The sequence below is a fragment of the Paraburkholderia sp. USG1 genome (assembly GCF_031570135.1).
Lineage (GTDB): Bacteria > Pseudomonadota > Gammaproteobacteria > Burkholderiales > Burkholderiaceae > Paraburkholderia > Paraburkholderia dioscoreae.
Map to the genome: position 1 here is coordinate 400,648 of NZ_JAMWXW010000001.1, position 15,772 is coordinate 416,419.

Consider the following 15,772-nt stretch of genomic DNA (forward strand, 5'->3'; position numbering starts at 1 on the left):
GAATATCGCTCAAACAGCAGTCAGGCCAGTTCGACCGTCATCCAGATCAACTTTTTGTTATCAAAGGTCGAGTCCCAAACTGCGCGGCCGACTTGCTCCAGCTTGCCGGCATCCGCGGCGTCGATTTCGCCGAGCACGGGCTGCGACAGGTCTTCCGTAGTCGGACCGTATTGCACGATAAATTTCTGTCCGGTCGACTGCGAATAGCGCAGACGGCCCACCGGCGCGTCGCAGATGCGTTCGCGCAAATGGATCGGCGCGGTGCTCAGTACAGGCGTCCATGCATACATCGACTCACCTGTCACGACCGCGTGATCCTGAATGACCGTGAATGGCAGCGCCGCAACGACATCCCCGCACAGCTCGGGATTCTCTTCGCTTGCAAGCGTCGCATTGACCGTAATGCCGAGCGGTTCCCAACTGATACGAATCCGCTGCCCGCGCGTGATGCATGCGCGTGTCGCGCCGAGGTCGGCGACAGGCAACGGCGCGTCCTGCAGGCGGGCCTCGTCGTAGCGAAAGTGCTTGCCCAATCCCCAAGGGAAATAGTGAAACGACCACGCCTGTAAACGGTTCGTGTAGGCAGTGAACGCACGCAGCGCCGCGACGACGTCGGAACGCGACGTACTGGCGCGAATCAGGCCGCGCAGTTCGACCGCGAGCTTACCCATCTTCGGAAAGCCGCTGTACCGCAGGTAGTTGCTATACGCCGGATCGAGCGCGTCGACGGTCTTTGACAGGCTGATCAGGTCAATCTCCGCATCTTCGGCCAACGCGGTGATGGGGTACAGCGTGTACATCGAGTAATCGCGCAGCATGCCGTGTGCGATATCCCACGTGCCGAAGTACTGGCCATAGCTTCCCGCCGTGTTCTCCATTTCCCCGCAGCGCATGCTTGCGATTTCCTGCGGCTCTTCGGTCATCATCGCTGCGGTCATCGCTTCGACTTCGGCCGTGAATTCTCCCAGACTGCGTAGTTGCTCCGACATCTTTCTCTCCATGAATTGATACTGGATCCCGATTTTCTTTCGGGATCCTTAATTTATAGATTGAATCTACCCATATTATTTAAAGACGCTTACTCGGCGTCTGGCTTCCAGCGGCCCGGACGCTCCTGGCCGTCCTTGCTGCGGTTGTAGAACATGCCGAGATACCAGGGGAACATCTGATACGACCAGGCGCACAGCCGATTGCCATACTGGAGAAAGGCGCGCAGAACCTGCTGGATCTCTTCTTTCGATTCCGCCTTTGCCACGTATTCGCGCACTTCGCCAGCAAGCGCCTCCAGCTTCTTGAATCCAACGACCGACAGATAGCTGGAATATGGAACGTCGAGTTCGTTCAGCACCTGGCTCAGGGCCTTCGGCTCCAGCTTGCCGGCAAGCGTCAGGATCGGATAGATCGTGTACATGATGTAGTCGCGCAGCATGCCGTTTGCGAAGTCCCACGCACTGAAATACTGCCCATACGTCCCTGCGTCTTCCACTTCGCCCAGCCGCAACGCACGAATTTCTTCCGGTTCGACGAGCTGGATGCGTTCCGCTTCGTCGTACAGCTTTTGTGCAAGCGGCGCCAGGTTTATCGGCTTCGCCGGCTTGCCTGAATGGCCCTGGCCTTCGTGTGCCGACACTTCCAGGAAGATCACGTCCTTCTCGTAGAACAGGTTGTTCCACACAGCCTTGCCCACGCCCGGCAGCAGATGGCAATATTCCGGCAGCACCTGGCCCAGCACCGGCTGTGCGAGCGGCTCCTGACCCTTGCCGTATTGCACCGACATCTTGTTGCCGGTCGATTGCGAATAACGCAGACGGCCAATCGGGCATTCCGTGATCAGCTCGCGGTAATGCACAGGCGCGCTGCTGACCACCGGCGTCCATGCATACATCGACGCGCCGGAGACAACCGGATGCGCCTGCGTCACCTTGAACGGCAACTGTTGCCAGAACTCTTCGCACAGTTCCGGATTGCGCTCGTCATTCAGTTCGGCCACGACTTTCACGTTCAGTTGCGGCCATGCGATATCGATCAAACGTCCCATCAGAAACACCTCTTTAAAAAGACCACCTGGTTTTACAGTGCTCCGCCACGTGTCGTGGCGTTCACTTCGTCAATCGCGACGCTTGCGGCTTGCACCGCGCGTCACGAGTTGCCACTCGCCACCCGGGCTCGCGGCGCCTTGGTTGCTTTCGCGGATTGCCGCTTGCCGTTGCGGCCGCCGCGCGAAAGCCACGCCTCGAGCCCGTGCTGTATGAAAGTCCAGACGCCGGTCAGCATCAGGTAATAAACCGACACGCCCAGATACACCTCGAAGGTCATGAAGGTCGCGGCCTGCATCTGCTCGGCCACGCGAAACATCTCCGACACGCCGATCACGCTCAGCAGCGCCGTCGTCTTCAGCATATTGTTGAACTGGTTGCCGAGCGCCGGCACGATGAGCGGCACCGCCTGCGGCAGCACGATGCGACGCATCGCCATTGCGGGCGTCATGCCGACGGCGAGCGCCGCTTCCATCTGGCCGGGGTTGATCGAGCCGACGCTCGCACGCGTGATCTCGCTCATATACGCGGCTTCATGCAACCCGAACGCGATCACACCGGCTACCAACGCGCCGCTGAGATGCAGCGGCCCGAGCGACATCACAGCGGGAAACAGATCGAAACCCACCAGATACGGCAGCCCGAAATAGATCAGCACCAGTTGAACCAGTACCGGCGTGCCGCGAAAGAACCAGATGTAGCCCTGATTCAGCACGCGCAGCGGGAGCGCGTGGTGCATGCCCGACAGCCCCAGCACAACGCCGATCACGGTGCCGAGCAGTTGCGCTATCGCCGCCCCGAGAACCGTGACGACGAGTCCCTGCAGCAGAGCCGGACGCGGATCGAACACGAAGTGCAGGAAAAACGGCATATCGAAGACAAGATGCGGAGCGTGTGGCACAGTGGGCCTCCATGCGTTGAGTCAGAGATAGACGGCGCGAATCAGCGAGGGGCGCGCCTTTATTCGCACGGGTGCGCCGTGCTGCACAAGGTCACGCCGTCGTCGATGCCCCATGTCTTCACGACCTTCTGCATGTCACCGTCTGCGTTCATGCGATCGATAGCGGCTTGCACGGCCTGCTTCAGTTCGACATTGCCCTTTGGAATCGCGATCGTCCAGGTCTTGGGCGGCACGGGCACACCGCCCACTTCGAAGCGGCCGTGGCTGCGTGAACGGTAATAATTGATGTTGACCGTGTCGCTCACGAACGCGTCGACCCGCCCAAGCGCCAGATCCTGATACGCGGCGGCGTTCGTGTTCAGCTCCACCGTTTCGATGGGCGGCTTGCCCGCTGCCTTGAGCTGTTCATTGATCTGATGAAGCACCGAAGCGTTGCGGCTGCCGAGCAGTACCGCGACGCGCGTGCCGCCGAGATCCTCGAACTTCGTCAGATGACGCGGATTACCGGCCGGCACCAGCAGTCCGGATGCAACGCGCCAGTAGTCGACGAGCTCATAGCGCTGCGCACGTTCCGGCGTCTTGCCGAGGCTTGCCATGACCATGTCGCACTTGCCGGTGTCGAGCGCTGCGAAAATGCCGGAGAACTGGTAGTTATCGATGCGCGTCGGCACGCCCATCGCCTTGCCCACCTCTTTCATGATGTCGACCTCCGCGCCTTGTGGCGTCGATCCGTCGTCGGCCGTGCCGTCGGCAGGCGGATTCGACAGATCCGAACAGAACGCGAGGCCATGTTTGGCCATGATCGACGCGGGCGGCGCCACGGCTGCCGCAGCCGCAATACAAGGCACGACGCCCGAACACACGATGGCACAGACAGCCGCGGACGGCAGCCAGTTTGCGATACGAGAGATCATCTTCATTCCCCATTTACTTAGTATGCCGAATTGACAGGTAGCCGCAAGCCTGCCGTGACGACGTTGGCTTCGCGGGTCTGGCTACAAAAATGCGTGATACGTTTTTCCGACTATTCGCGCCCTCCCCTGCGACGCAGACAACAGGATCAGGAGGGCGCGCCCATCACCAGATCAGGCAGCCACGTCGACAGCGAAGGGATCAGCGCCACGACGATCAGGACGATGAGCAGCGGAATCAGCAAAGGCAGTACTGCCATCGTGACGCGTTCCAGCGACACATTGGACACACGTGTCACGACAAAGAGGCCTACGCCCATCGGCGGATGCGCGATGCCGAGTGCGAGAGCGAGCGTCATCACCACGCCGAACTGCACGCGGTCGATGCCGAACTGGTCGATGACCGGCAGCAGCACCGGCACGAGAATGAGCTTGGCCGGCGCGCTTTCGATAAAGCAGCCGATAAAGAGCAGGAATGCGACGAGCAGCAGCATCAGGACCGTCGGCGATTGCGTGAGCGTCAACACGAGCGCTGCCAGATGCTGCGGCGCCTGCTGGATCGCCAGCACCCAGCTCATGAAATGCGAGAAGCCGATGATCACCATGATCAGGGCCGTGACTGAAACCGTGTCGTTGATCGCTTGCCAGACTTTTTTCAGGTTGATGGAGCGGTACGCGAAACCGAGCAGAATCGAATAAACCGAAGCGAGAATGCCCGCTTCGCCAACCGTCGTATAGCCGCCCATCGTGCCGATCAGAATGATCGCCGGTGCGCCGAGCGCGGGCAGCCCGGCAATGACGGTACGCACCGCGAGGTCGAACGGCATGGCTTCCTCTCGCGGATAACCCCGCCTGCCGGCAATGATGCGATTGCACACCATCAGCGAAATCGCCAGCAATGTGGCGGGCACGATGCCCGCCATGAACATGCGGGCCACCGACGCATTGGCCATGGATGCGTACACGATGAACGCAATCGACGGCGGCATGATCGGCGCCATGACCGACGATGCGACGGACACAGCCGCGGCGAATTCAGCAGGGTAACCGCGCTCGCGCATGGCTTTCACTTCGATCGCCCCGAGTCCCGCGATGTCCGCGAGCGCCGAGCCCGAAATGCCGGAGAAGATGGCGGCTGCAATCACACTGACCTGAGCGAGGCCGCCCCGAAAACGCCCGACGAGCACCAGAGCCAGCGAGAAGATCCGGTCGGTCACACCCACCGCGTTCATCAGGTTGCCCGCTAGAATGAAAAACGGTATCGACATCATCGACGGGCTGTCGATGCCTTCGAGCATCTGTTGCGGCAACACATAAAGCGCATCGGTGAAGCCGCTCATCGCGAATACGGAGAGCGCCGACGCGCCGATCGCCATCGTCACCGGCACGCCGAGGGCCATCAGACCGATGAAAAGCACGAACAGGAAGGCGGGCATTGCGTTCACTCCTGCCAGGCGATTGCCGCGCCCGGCGACATGCGCCGCGCAGCGAGGTGATAGAGATCGAGCGATGCATCGATTGCGATCAGCCCGACGACAAGGAACAGCAGCAGCGCTTCGTCGTACTTTGGAATACCGACCAGATCGATCACACCCTGCTGCAGTTCGACGATCTTCGGCGCCTGCCAGAGGATCGTCCCCGACACGAGCAGCACGACGACATCCCGTATCAGGCGAACGAACACGCGACCCGCACCGCCGAGTTTGTTCACGAAGTACTCGATACAGATGTCGCGTCGCGTGCGATGAATCACATAGAAGCCCGCAAAGCACATCCACACGAAAAGCACTTCCGACCATCCGGTGAACGACGCGATTTCCTGATGATGGGTAATGCGCAGTCCGAGGTTGCACAGGCTCAGGGCAACGATGCCGAGCATCAGCAGGCCGGCGACCACCCGCAAGATGCTGCAGCAAAAATCCAGCAGCCGGTCGATATAACCTGTGAGCCTGTGCATATCATCCTTCTCCCACTGTTCGTGACCGTGCTACTGACCTGACGCCGATGCCGTCGTCACGTTCGACTGCACCGACTGCACCGCTGCAAGAAAGCCCTTGGGCAAGGTGCCCGCCGTCGAGCGCGCGTCGTACAGCGTGCGCGCCTGCTGCACGATCGGCTTCGTATCGAGCACGGTGAACTGCACGCCGCTCTTCTTCATCTTGTCGATGGCCGTATCGGTGAAGCTCTTTTCCAGTTCCGCCGCATACGCGCTGCTCTCGGCATAAGCGCGGTCCACGGCGTTCTTTTCGGCCGGCGAAAGCGCCGCATACGCCTTGTGGTTGACGAAGAACGCAACGCTCTGCCAGTACTCGTCGGTGCGTGCCACGTATTTGGCCACCTCGGTCACCTTGATGCTTTCGAGCTGTGAAATCGGACTCGTCATCGCGTCGATCATGTGACGGTCGAGGCCGTCGTACACCGCAGACCAGTCCAGCACCTGCACGCTCGCGCCGAGCCTCGTCCACACGTCGACGCTCAGCTTGTCCTTCGCAAGGCGCAGCTTCAGGCCGCCGATATCGGCGAGGCTGTGCACCGGCTTCGTCGACACGAGCACGCGATACGGGCCGCGCATGAATTGCGACGGATCGCCGAGAATATCCACGCCGGCCTTGTCGTGGATCTGGCCCACCCATCCCTTCACGACGTCGGAGTGCATGAAGTTGACCCACTGCGCGCGGCTCTGGAACAGAAACGGCGAGCTGACGTACTGCACGTCGGGCACCCATTTCGATGCATCCGCAAGCGCGTCCGGAAACACCTGGATCAATCCGCCGCTGATCTGTTCGAGCATGGCACTCGCGCTGCCGAGTTGCGACGCCGGAAAGATCGTTATCGTCAGTTGATCATTCGAGTACTTCGCCACGAGATCGGCGAAGCGCTGATATGCCTTGCCTTCAGGGCTATCGGCCTGCTGATCGGTAGCCATGCGCCACGTGTCCTGCGCGGACGCCGGTAACGCAGTAAGGGAGGACAGCACGAAAGCGATCGCTGCAACGCCGGTACGACAGGTTTTCTTCAGCATTTCTCTCTCACCCAAAACAGGTTGTCTCGCGGACCTGATGCAACTCTCGCGTCGCATGCAGCCCATCCCTTGGTTCAATGCAATACGTTCGGGCCCGACAGCTTCACGGCCTCCTCGTCGAGCACGCGTTCGAGCGTCCCGGGCGTCACGGTCTCGCCCGCTGCGCTCAGGCGCTTGCGCACGGCATCCACCAGCAGTTGCCGATGCGCCTGCGGACGATTCAATGCGGACGTGGCGAATTGCGCGCGGACGGGGTCAGGCCAGATGCGGTCGTAAGCGTCGCGCTCCGGGCCCATTGCGAAGACCGGCGGCGGCGCCGAGGAACGGCGCGCGGCGCGCAGCGTTTCGGTGCCGCTGCGATCGATCGAACCGTCCAGCGCGAAGGCCACACCATAGTCGCGCGTTGCCGCTTCGGCCGAGAGCATCTCGCGCCGCAGATCGCTTTCGATCGCCGCGAGTTCGCGCTCGAGCGGGTCGCCAAATCCGCCGCCCGCCGGTGTCACGAGCCGGATCACGTCGTCACGCTTGAGCTTGAGCACGGTCACGCGTTCAAGCACCTGTTCGCCTGGCGTGCCCGGATTGATCGTGACCTCGGCGAGCCGTCCCGGATGGCCACCCACAACACCCCACGGCCGGAACGCAAAGCGGTTCATGCCGCGAATCGTCATCGTTGCTTCGGCGTCGGTGTTTTCCATTTCCATCACGAGCGCCGCGCCGCTGCGATAGCGGCCCGCCGAATAGCTGTCTTTCAGCAGACGATTGGCGCGCACGAACAGCATCGTTTCCACTTCGATGATTTCGGTCGGCACGCTGCGTAGATAACCGGAGCGCGAGTCGATTGCATCGACGCCATCGCATACCGAGCGTCCGCCCCCGCCTCCACAAAGCGGGTTGATCACGCTCACCTGCCGCTTGCCGGTGCGCGGATCGCGCGCACTGAGCACGATCACCGCCGACATGCCGGGCCCTGCCGCCGAGAGACCGCCGGCGAGCGCCTGTTGCAGGCAGCCAAGCATCGTGTCGTAGACGCGTGTGCTGGCCGCGACGCGCGAGCCGCCCGCCGCCGGAAACTCGGCATTGATGACAGTCCCGCGCGGCGCGTGCATGGCGATCGGCCGCAGCAGGCCCGCATTGCGCGGCGCGTCGGGTTCCACGGTCAACAGGTAATAAAGAAACGCCTGCACCGTGTAAGGATGGGTGCGCGCGCCGCTCACGTAGTTGTACGCGGCCGGAATCTGCGGATCGGTGCCGGTGAAATCGAAGCCGAGGCTATCGCCCTTCACCTTCATCGACGTACGGATATAGGTGTGCTGGCCGGGCTCGAGTCCCTCCAGATAGTCGCCGAACTCGTACACGCCGTCCGGGATCGACGCGATCACGCCGCGCGCCTTGGTCTCCGCGAAGTCCAGCACGTCCTGCATGCCCTCTTCGACGACGTCCGCGCCGTAGACATCGCACAGCTGCCTGAATCTGCGGTCCATACTTTGTAGTGCGGACAGCATCGCTTTCAGGTCACCCCATAGATCGTCCGGAATCCGGCTGTTGTCGAGAAAGAGGGTGCGCACGTCTTCATTGAGCACGCCCGCCTTGTAGAGCTTCACCGGGCGGATGCGCAGCCCTTCCTGAAACACTTCGGTGAAGGCCGGCGAAATACTGCCCGGCACCGCGCCGCCAATGTCGGATGCGTGAACGAAGCCCCACGCAAATGCCATTAAGCGCCCACCAAAAAAAATCGGGCGGAGCATTGTCACATCCATCATGTGAGTGACGAGTCCGTCGGTGGAGAACGGGTCGTTGGTGAGGAAACAGTCGCCCTCCTCGATCCCGATCTCCAGCAGCCGTTCGACGGTTGCCTGCAACGGCAGGCCGATGAAAGAATTCACCCCGCTCTGACTCGGATACGCGAAGATTTCGCCGGCCGCCGTCGCGATCGCGCACTGGTAGTCCTGCACGAGTTTGACGAAGGTCGTGTGCGCCGTCCGGTACATGATCGCCGAAGCTTCCTCGACAATTGCCGTGAACCGGTTGTTCATTACTGCGGTACGGACCGCGTCCATCTCAAGACTCCTTCTCAAGCAGGATGTTGCCGTGGGCATCGACCGTCGCCCGGTAGTGCGGTGGCACCAGAATCGTCGTGTCGTGCTGTTCGATGATCGCGACGCCTACGAGCGTGTCGCCGCCGCGCAGGCGCTCGCGTGCATAGACGCCGCATGAGGCCCGCGTCGCGCCTGCTATATGCAACGTCCGTTCGCCGCTGCGGGCTCCGTCGGCGGCACCTGCGACCGGCGTGCTTTGCTGCGTGCCGGATGCGCCGGCGGACGGCATCGGCAGCTTGCCGCGGATACGCAGGCGCAGTTCGGTAAATTCCACCGGCGCCGCCGGATCGGCGTGCGCATAGAGACGCTCGTGCTGGCGGTGGAATTCGTCTTCGATCGCCGCGACGTCGCCGCGGGCGATGGCTGCGGTCGGCACGTTCACTATCAGTTGGAAAGACTGGCCGCGATATCGCGCTTCCGCGCGCTGCTCGAGCTCGACGTCGCGCAGGCTCACACCGACCTCCTGGCTCGCGAGCCATTGACGCGCACTCTGCTCAAGGGCAGCGAATTCGCGCTGGATCAGGGCGCCGCTCACTGTCACGCCCTGCACGCTCTTCACGTCGTCGTGCGTGAGGCCGGCGACGAGCCCGCCATATGCGCAGAACACCGAAGGCATGGCCGGCACCAGTACGCGTCCAATCCCCAATTCCGTCGCCAGCAACGGGCCGTGCAGCGAGCCCGCGCCGCCATAGACCACCAGCGTCACGTCGGCGGGATCGAGGCCATAGCGCGCCAGATACGGCAGCACGCTCGCCACCATGTTCGACGTCGCCACCGTAAGGCAGGCCTGCGCCGCGGACACGACGTCCATCTTCAATGCGTCGGCCACGGGCTGCATCGCGGCACGTGCGGCGTCGACGTCGAGCGTCATGCGTCCACCGAGAAAATGCAACGGATCGATGAAACCGCACAGCAGGTATGCGTCGGTCACCGTCGGCAGCGTGCCGCCGTGGCCGAAGCACGCCGGGCCGGGACGCGCGCCCGCGCTTTTCGGGCCGACCCGCAGCACGCCGCCGTCGATCCAGCAGACGGAGCCGCCGCCCGCGCCGATCGCTTCGATGCCGGTGACCGGCATCATCAGCGGGAAGTCGCCTACTTCGGCGTCGCCGGTGATCGACGGCTCGTTGTCCTGAATCAGCGAGAGATCGGTGCTCGTGCCGCCCATGTCCATGGTCAACATGCAGCGCTCGTTCAGCGCGGCACCAAGGCTTTGCGCCGCCGTCACGCCGGAGGCCGGGCCCGACAGCAGCGTATGGACGGGCAATTCGCGCGCCTCGTCGGCAGAAAGCGCGCCGCCGTTCGACTGCATGATGAAGAGCTTTGCATTCGGCAGACGCGTGGCCAGCCAGCGTTCGATCTCGCCGATGTAAGCACTCATACGCGGCTTCACGTACGTATTGAGCACCGCAACGATCGCCCGTTCGTACTCGCCGATCTTCGGCCAGATTTCGCTGGAGATCGACACGTTGCGCAAGCCTGTCGCTTCGACCACGGCCTTGCGTGCCGCGATTTCGTGTGACGGATTGCGAAAGCTGTGCAGAAAAGCAATGGCGATGCCTTCCACTCCCGCCGCTTTCGCTGCGTGCGCCGCGTGCTTGACCGCTTCCAGGTCGAGCCGCGTGCGCATACGTCCATCCGATCCGATACGCTCCGGAATTTCGAACACGAACTCGCGCGGAATCAGCGGGTCCACCCGGTTGCCGAACAGATCGATCGCGCGGCGCAAACGCAGTCGCTGCAATTCGAGGATGTCGCGAAAGCCCGCCGTCGTGAACAATGCAATGGACGGACCATTGCGCTCGATCACGGTATTGGTGGCCACTGTCGTGCCGTGCACCACCACGATTTCCTCGTGCGTGTGCGGCTCCATCCGTTTCAGTATTTCATTGCAGCCCGACTTGAAGGCTTCGGCGAAATCCGGAGGTGTGGACGGCACTTTCAACGTTTCGACGCGCCCTTCGCCGCCCTCCCGCCAGGCCGCGAAATCGGTGAACGTACCGCCAATATCAACGCCAATCTTAAGCATTGCGTCTCCGCCTTTCACCACCGCCTGACTGCTGTTGCATGACAACTCCGAACGTGCATTGCATGTGGTATTTGCAAATGTGACGAACCCCGGCTCGTTCGCCGGCTAACCTGTTCGATAGCGCGGCGCGAACGTTGTCCGCTTTACGTCGTCAACGTGTGTCTACGCGTTGCTTTGCGCAGTACGTACACTGTGATTGTTAGCTGTCTTGTTCTTCCGACCCGCAAGCCTTACCTCCCGCAGCGGGCACCCAACACAGCGGTAGCTGACAATCGCAGCGAAGCGTTATCGAATGAAAAACAGCTTATGTACATCAAAAAAAATGTACAATCGTTTTTTTGTTATTGAACATAAAGAAAATGATGACCCTCGAGACTCTTGTTGAACTCGTCACCGCCCGGACGATGCGAGGCATCGCGCTCGAAGTCGCGAACCTGATCCGCAACGGCACGATTCCAATCGGCTCGCAACTTCCGCCAGTCCGCGATCTGGCCGACGCCATGGGTGTGAGCCCCGCGACGATCTCCGGCGCGTGGAAACAGTTGCGCACGTACCGGATGGTGAGCGGCAGCGGCCGCACGGGAACATGGGTGCGCGGCGATCAGACCTCGCTACGTCCCGCGCGGTACGAGGACTTCGCGAACTACGGCGAGAACATCGTCGCGGACCTGCGATTCGCGTCGCCCGATCCGCAGTTGCTGCCGGATATTCGCGAGGCCTTGTCGAAGGCACATCGTGTGAGTCATCTGAACAGCTACGTGCGCGACACCATTGCGCCGGAACTGGAAGAAGTGATAGCGCAGGACTGGTCGTACGAAGGTTGCACGTTCACGGCCGTCAACGGCGGATACGACGGCCTGCACACAACGTTGCAAACCATTGTCGTGCCCGGCGCGACCGTCGCGATCGAGGATCCCACCGCGTTGCGGGTGTTCGATATTCTGGAAAAGCTCGGTGCACGCGTCGTGGGCGTGGCGTGCGACTCGGAGGGACCGCTGCCTGAATCCCTCGCGGCGGCACTCAATGAAAAGCCGGTCGTGTTTCTTTTTCAGCCGGGCTCCCATGCACTAACCGGCGAACGCTTGAGCGCAAAGCGCCTCAAACAGCTCGGCGCCCTGTTCAAGGACAACGACACGCTCATCATTGAACTGGACGGCCTTTCGGGTCTCGCGAGTCAACGGCCTCTGAGCCTTGGCAGCATGTACCCTGATCGCGTCGTGCATATCCGAACGATGTCGAAGTCGCTGGGTACGGATTTCCGGCTTGCGGTGCTCTCGAGTTCGAGCAAATTCGCCGATCAGATTCAGGCATACCGCAATTTTCGCGAAGGCTGGACGAGCCGGATCTTGCAGGGGGCCGCGGCACATCTGCTCACCACGCCCAAATCGCTGAAGGAAATCGAGCACGCGCGCAGCGTCTATGCACAACGCCGCGAAACGCTCGGGGCCGCCATGATCGAACGTGGCCTCCACGTTTCGGGCCGCGACGCCTTGTGCATCTGGCTGCCGGTGCCTGACGAGCAGTTCGCGCTTATTACGCTCGCCGCGCGCGGGATCGCGGTGCAGCCGGGTTCCAGTTTTCAGGTCACACCGCGCCCCTTCATACGCGTGGCCACGAGCGCGAATATTACCGCGGAGAACGTCGATGCGATCGCCGACGCGCTGGCTCACGCATCACGCCGTGGCGAAGGTATGCTTTCGAGAGAATAGGCATGTCTGCTTTGGACGGCTGCTTCTTCCTCTACGAAAACGCCGAGCCGTTACGCGCGGCCCGGGGCTTTGTGGTACCGGGATACCGAAGTTAGCCGCTTCAGAACTTGTGAGTAATACCGAGGCGTGCGTCCATCTGTTTGTTGGTGAGCGACGGGTTCACGAACCATCCGAGTTCCGGGTTGACCCCGGCAGATGCCTTGATATAGTCGCCGGACACGTACACCGTGGTGCGTTTCGACAGATAGTACTGCACCCCGGCCGACACCTGATTCCACGCATGACCCTGAAGCGCATCATGCTGGGCGCTCGCAATCAGCCCCCAGGCCGGCGTAGGGTTGTAGATCGCGCCGCCCTCGAATACATGCATGTACGAAGTCATGCCGTGGTAGCCCAACTCCGTGTTTGTGAAGTTGGCCATCACCGTCACCTTGCCGAACTTGTAACTTCCGCCAACTGCGAAGATGTTGTACTTGTTGAGCACGAAAGCGGTGTTCAGATCCGTTGCTTTCGTACTGGTGACCGTGGCGACCGTCTGCCCGAAAAATACCGGCGTGCCGAGCTGCCCATACGGATCGATCGATTTGCCCGGCAGCGAGGCCCAGGCCAGCCCCAGATGAAGCGGGCCGAAGATGTAGCTGCCACCCACTTCCCACGCACTGCCCGTATGGAAGCTTCCAGGAACGTTGCTGAACGAATACATGATACCGCCCTTGAAGCCGCCAATCCTGGGCGATGTGTACTTCACCGCATTGGGCAGGCGGTCGCATTCCATCCGGTCGATATCGCCTTCGTGAATACCATATCCGCTCGCGTAGAAGCCGACGTTGTAATCACACATGTAGTCCGAAATGATGTCGTACTGATCACCCGCGGTCACGGCGCCCCACTTCTGACTCTGCAGGCCGACCCATGCCTGGCGGCCGAAGATCGCGCCACCATTTCCGGTCGCCCCCGTGTTGAGATTGAACCCGCCTTCAAGATCGAAGATCGCGGAAAGACCGCCGCCCAGGTCTTCCGTTCCCCTAAGTCCCCAGCGGTCTCCGTGCGCGATCCCGCTAGCCAAAGCGTTCGAGCTGTGGCCACCAATGTTGGAAACGTACGTGTAGCCTTCGTCGATCAATCCATACAAAGCCACACTACTCTGCGCGTGGGCGAGATCGGTTGCTGAAGCCAACCAGCCAAATGCGACGACTGCACCAACCCAATTCTTCATTTCACGTTCCCCTATAAATGTAGTATTCCTAACATATAAATGTTGAGAAAAAACGCTTGTCACGTGCCTCGTCGCTACGGGAATCGACTCGTCGCCGCGCGGGAGCCGTGTATCGATTGAACGCAGCTTATGTTTTACAAAAAAAATGTACAATAATTTTTATGTTATTGAACATTAGTCGTGATTTGTGGCGTGAAAGGCATCTGCGAGGGTCGGCGCCTATCTGCGCAGCGGGTGTTGGCGCATGCCGCCAAGCATGAGAAGGAAGAGCGCCGTGCGCAGCCACGGCGATTGATTGAGCGGGTCGGTTGCGGCGGCAATCGTACGCACGCGGCAGTGTCGTGGAGTCGTCGGCCGGCTTTGTTCGTGGAATTTGCGTAAACCCTATGCCAGGAAAGGCGCGGAAAGGCATGCGTCGCCGGCGGATCTGATCAGGCAGAAAAAACCTTACTGCGCAGAGGAAGGCAGGGAGAAGAAGGAAATATGCGGAGAGTTGCAGTGGTGCCGGGGACCGGACTTGAACCGGCAAGCTGTGAAGCGGCGGATTTTAAGTCCGCTATGTTTACCAATTTCATCACCCCGGCAAGGGTCGGAACGCAGGTGGACGCGAATTCTACCATTTCGCCGCGAGCGTACCAAACGCTGAGCCGCCTGCCTCGCGCCCCGATTCCAGACGCCGCAAACCAGGAATTGAATTCATCCTGGAGTCACAAACCTTCCCGATAATCCGCTCACGAAAACGTTTACGACCCGAGCGGAAACTCATGACTCCGACGATCAAAGATGTCGCTGCCCACGCCGGATTCTCCATCGCCACGGTATCGCGCGCGATCAACGCGCCGCACACCGTCAACCCGGTCACGCTCGACAAAGTGCGTCAGTCCATCGACGCCCTGCACTTCCGCCCCAGCCCGCTCGGCCGTCAATTGCGTGGCGAACGCACGCGTCTGATCGGCGTCATCCTGCCGACGCTCGCCAATCCCGTATTCGCCGAGTGCCTGCAAGGCATCGACGAACTCGCGTCGGCGCAAGGCTACCGGCTCATGCTGATGACCACGCAGTACGACGCCGAGCGCGAACGCCACGCTATCGAAACGCTGCGCGAACAGCGCGTGGAAGGCCTGATCCTGACGGTCGCCGATGCCGACACACATCCGCTACTCGACGAACTCGACCGCGCAGGGCTGCTGTACGTGCTGATGCATAACGACACGGTGCGCCGTCCATCGGTCGCGGTCGACAACCGTCTCGCCGCCTATGACGGCGTACGCATGCTGATCGCCCATGGCCATCGCCGCATTCTTATGCTCGCGGGCACGCTGGCCGCCTCGGACCGCGCCCGTCAGCGGCACCTCGGCTATTCGCAGGCCATGCAGCAAGCCGGCCTCACGCCGGCGCCCGCGCTCGAGGTCGATTTCAACGCGGAGGAACTGTCGCCCGCCGTGCTCGCCCATCTGACGAGCGGCGCGAACCGCCCCAGCGCGCTCTTCTGCAGCAACGATCTGCTGGCAATGGTGGTCATGCGGGGCCTGCGCCGCGCGCGTCTGCAGATTCCTCACGACATGTCGATTCTCGGCTTCGACGGCCTCGCAATGGGCGAACTGCTGTCGCCGCCACTCGCCACCATCTGTGCGCCTAATCGCGAAATCGGCTGCGCGGCCTGGCAGCGCTTGCTGGCGCGCGTGACCGGCAGTTACGAGGCCATGAGTGAAACGTCGCTCACGTTGACTTTGCCGCACAGCTTGCGCGAGGGCGCCACTATCGCTGCGATTTCGAACCGCAACGAACCCTCGCCGTTGCGTGCCTCGGCAACCGTCGAACGGCCGTTTGCATGAGACGCCCGCGCACCGGCCAT

12 protein-coding genes and 1 tRNA gene are annotated in these 15,772 nt (G+C 61.5%); 2 read left to right on the top strand and 11 right to left on the bottom strand.

The genetic code is table 11. The features are described from left to right. Positions 1-20: 20 nt before the first annotated feature. From NE850_RS01900 to NE850_RS01940, 9 genes are all read right to left on the bottom strand, one after another. Positions 21-989 carry a hypothetical protein gene (locus NE850_RS01900; RefSeq protein WP_007181214.1) on the bottom strand — a complete coding sequence of 323 codons (969 nt, stop codon included), beginning with the start codon at positions 987-989 and terminating at the stop codon, positions 21-23. A gap of 89 nt (positions 990-1,078) precedes the next feature. Continuing rightward, on the bottom strand, positions 1,079-2,038 hold the full coding sequence (locus NE850_RS01905) for a DUF3830 domain-containing protein (protein WP_310698381.1): 960 nt from the start codon (positions 2,036-2,038) through the stop codon (positions 1,079-1,081). 101 nt (positions 2,039-2,139) lie between these two features. Further along, positions 2,140-2,937 carry an amino acid ABC transporter permease gene (locus NE850_RS01910; protein ID WP_007181212.1) on the bottom strand — a complete coding sequence of 266 codons (798 nt, stop codon included), beginning with the start codon at positions 2,935-2,937 and terminating at the stop codon, positions 2,140-2,142. Between the two features lie 59 nt (positions 2,938-2,996). Next, positions 2,997-3,857, bottom strand: a complete 861-nt coding sequence (locus NE850_RS01915; protein WP_310698382.1) for an ABC transporter substrate-binding protein — start codon at positions 3,855-3,857, stop codon at positions 2,997-2,999. A gap of 140 nt (positions 3,858-3,997) precedes the next feature. Further along, a complete protein-coding gene (locus NE850_RS01920; RefSeq protein ID WP_007181210.1) occupies positions 3,998-5,284 on the bottom strand; it encodes a TRAP transporter large permease in 1,287 nt (428 codons plus the stop codon). Between the two features lie 5 nt (positions 5,285-5,289). Then, a complete protein-coding gene (locus NE850_RS01925) occupies positions 5,290-5,805 on the bottom strand; it encodes a TRAP transporter small permease (protein WP_007181209.1) in 516 nt (171 codons plus the stop codon). Positions 5,806-5,835: 30 nt separating this feature from the next. After that, positions 5,836-6,774, bottom strand: a complete 939-nt coding sequence (locus NE850_RS01930) for a TRAP transporter substrate-binding protein (protein WP_232064195.1) — start codon at positions 6,772-6,774, stop codon at positions 5,836-5,838. 170 nt (positions 6,775-6,944) lie between these two features. Next, positions 6,945-8,927, bottom strand: a complete 1,983-nt coding sequence (locus NE850_RS01935; RefSeq protein WP_310698383.1) for a hydantoinase B/oxoprolinase family protein — start codon at positions 8,925-8,927, stop codon at positions 6,945-6,947. Position 8,928: 1 nt separating this feature from the next. Next, complete coding sequence (locus NE850_RS01940; RefSeq protein WP_007181206.1) at positions 8,929-10,992, bottom strand: hydantoinase/oxoprolinase family protein; 2,064 nt, start codon at positions 10,990-10,992, stop codon at positions 8,929-8,931. Positions 10,993-11,351: 359 nt separating this feature from the next. On the opposite strand from NE850_RS01940, the gene NE850_RS01945 reads away from it, so the two are divergent. Next, complete coding sequence (locus NE850_RS01945; RefSeq protein ID WP_007181205.1) at positions 11,352-12,701, top strand: PLP-dependent aminotransferase family protein; 1,350 nt, start codon at positions 11,352-11,354, stop codon at positions 12,699-12,701. A gap of 100 nt (positions 12,702-12,801) precedes the next feature. Here the strand turns inward: NE850_RS01945 and NE850_RS01950 are convergent, their stop codons facing one another. Both NE850_RS01950 and NE850_RS01955 read right to left on the bottom strand, forming a co-directional pair. Beyond that, positions 12,802-13,917 (bottom strand): porin, encoded by a 1,116-nt coding sequence (locus tag NE850_RS01950; RefSeq protein WP_007181204.1) that lies wholly within the window; start codon positions 13,915-13,917, stop codon positions 12,802-12,804. A gap of 499 nt (positions 13,918-14,416) precedes the next feature. Then, positions 14,417-14,501: transfer RNA gene (locus NE850_RS01955), tRNA-Leu, on the bottom strand. A gap of 180 nt (positions 14,502-14,681) precedes the next feature. On the opposite strand from NE850_RS01955, the gene NE850_RS01960 reads away from it, so the two are divergent. Beyond that, the gene (locus NE850_RS01960) at positions 14,682-15,752 is read left to right on the top strand and encodes a LacI family DNA-binding transcriptional regulator (protein ID WP_007181203.1); all 1,071 of its coding nucleotides are present in this window, start codon (positions 14,682-14,684) and stop codon (positions 15,750-15,752) included. Positions 15,753-15,772: the final 20 nt, after the last annotated feature.

Coding starts and splice junctions, on each gene's coding strand:
- NE850_RS01900 (WP_007181214.1), bottom strand. CDS start 989: ATGTCGGAGCAACTACGCAGTCTGGGAGAATTCACGGCCGAAGTCGAA.
- NE850_RS01905 (WP_310698381.1), bottom strand. CDS start 2,038: ATGGGACGTTTGATCGATATCGCATGGCCGCAACTGAACGTGAAAGTC.
- NE850_RS01915 (WP_310698382.1), bottom strand. CDS start 3,857: ATGAAGATGATCTCTCGTATCGCAAACTGGCTGCCGTCCGCGGCTGTC.
- NE850_RS01920 (WP_007181210.1), bottom strand. CDS start 5,284: ATGCCCGCCTTCCTGTTCGTGCTTTTCATCGGTCTGATGGCCCTCGGC.
- NE850_RS01925 (WP_007181209.1), bottom strand. CDS start 5,805: ATGCACAGGCTCACAGGTTATATCGACCGGCTGCTGGATTTTTGCTGC.
- NE850_RS01930 (WP_232064195.1), bottom strand. CDS start 6,774: ATGGCTACCGATCAGCAGGCCGATAGCCCTGAAGGCAAGGCATATCAG.
- NE850_RS01935 (WP_310698383.1), bottom strand. CDS start 8,927: ATGGACGCGGTCCGTACCGCAGTAATGAACAACCGGTTCACGGCAATT.
- NE850_RS01940 (WP_007181206.1), bottom strand. CDS start 10,992: ATGCTTAAGATTGGCGTTGATATTGGCGGTACGTTCACCGATTTCGCG.
- NE850_RS01945 (WP_007181205.1), top strand. CDS start 11,352: ATGATGACCCTCGAGACTCTTGTTGAACTCGTCACCGCCCGGACGATG.
- NE850_RS01950 (WP_007181204.1), bottom strand. CDS start 13,917: ATGAAGAATTGGGTTGGTGCAGTCGTCGCATTTGGCTGGTTGGCTTCA.
- NE850_RS01960 (WP_007181203.1), top strand. CDS start 14,682: ATGACTCCGACGATCAAAGATGTCGCTGCCCACGCCGGATTCTCCATC.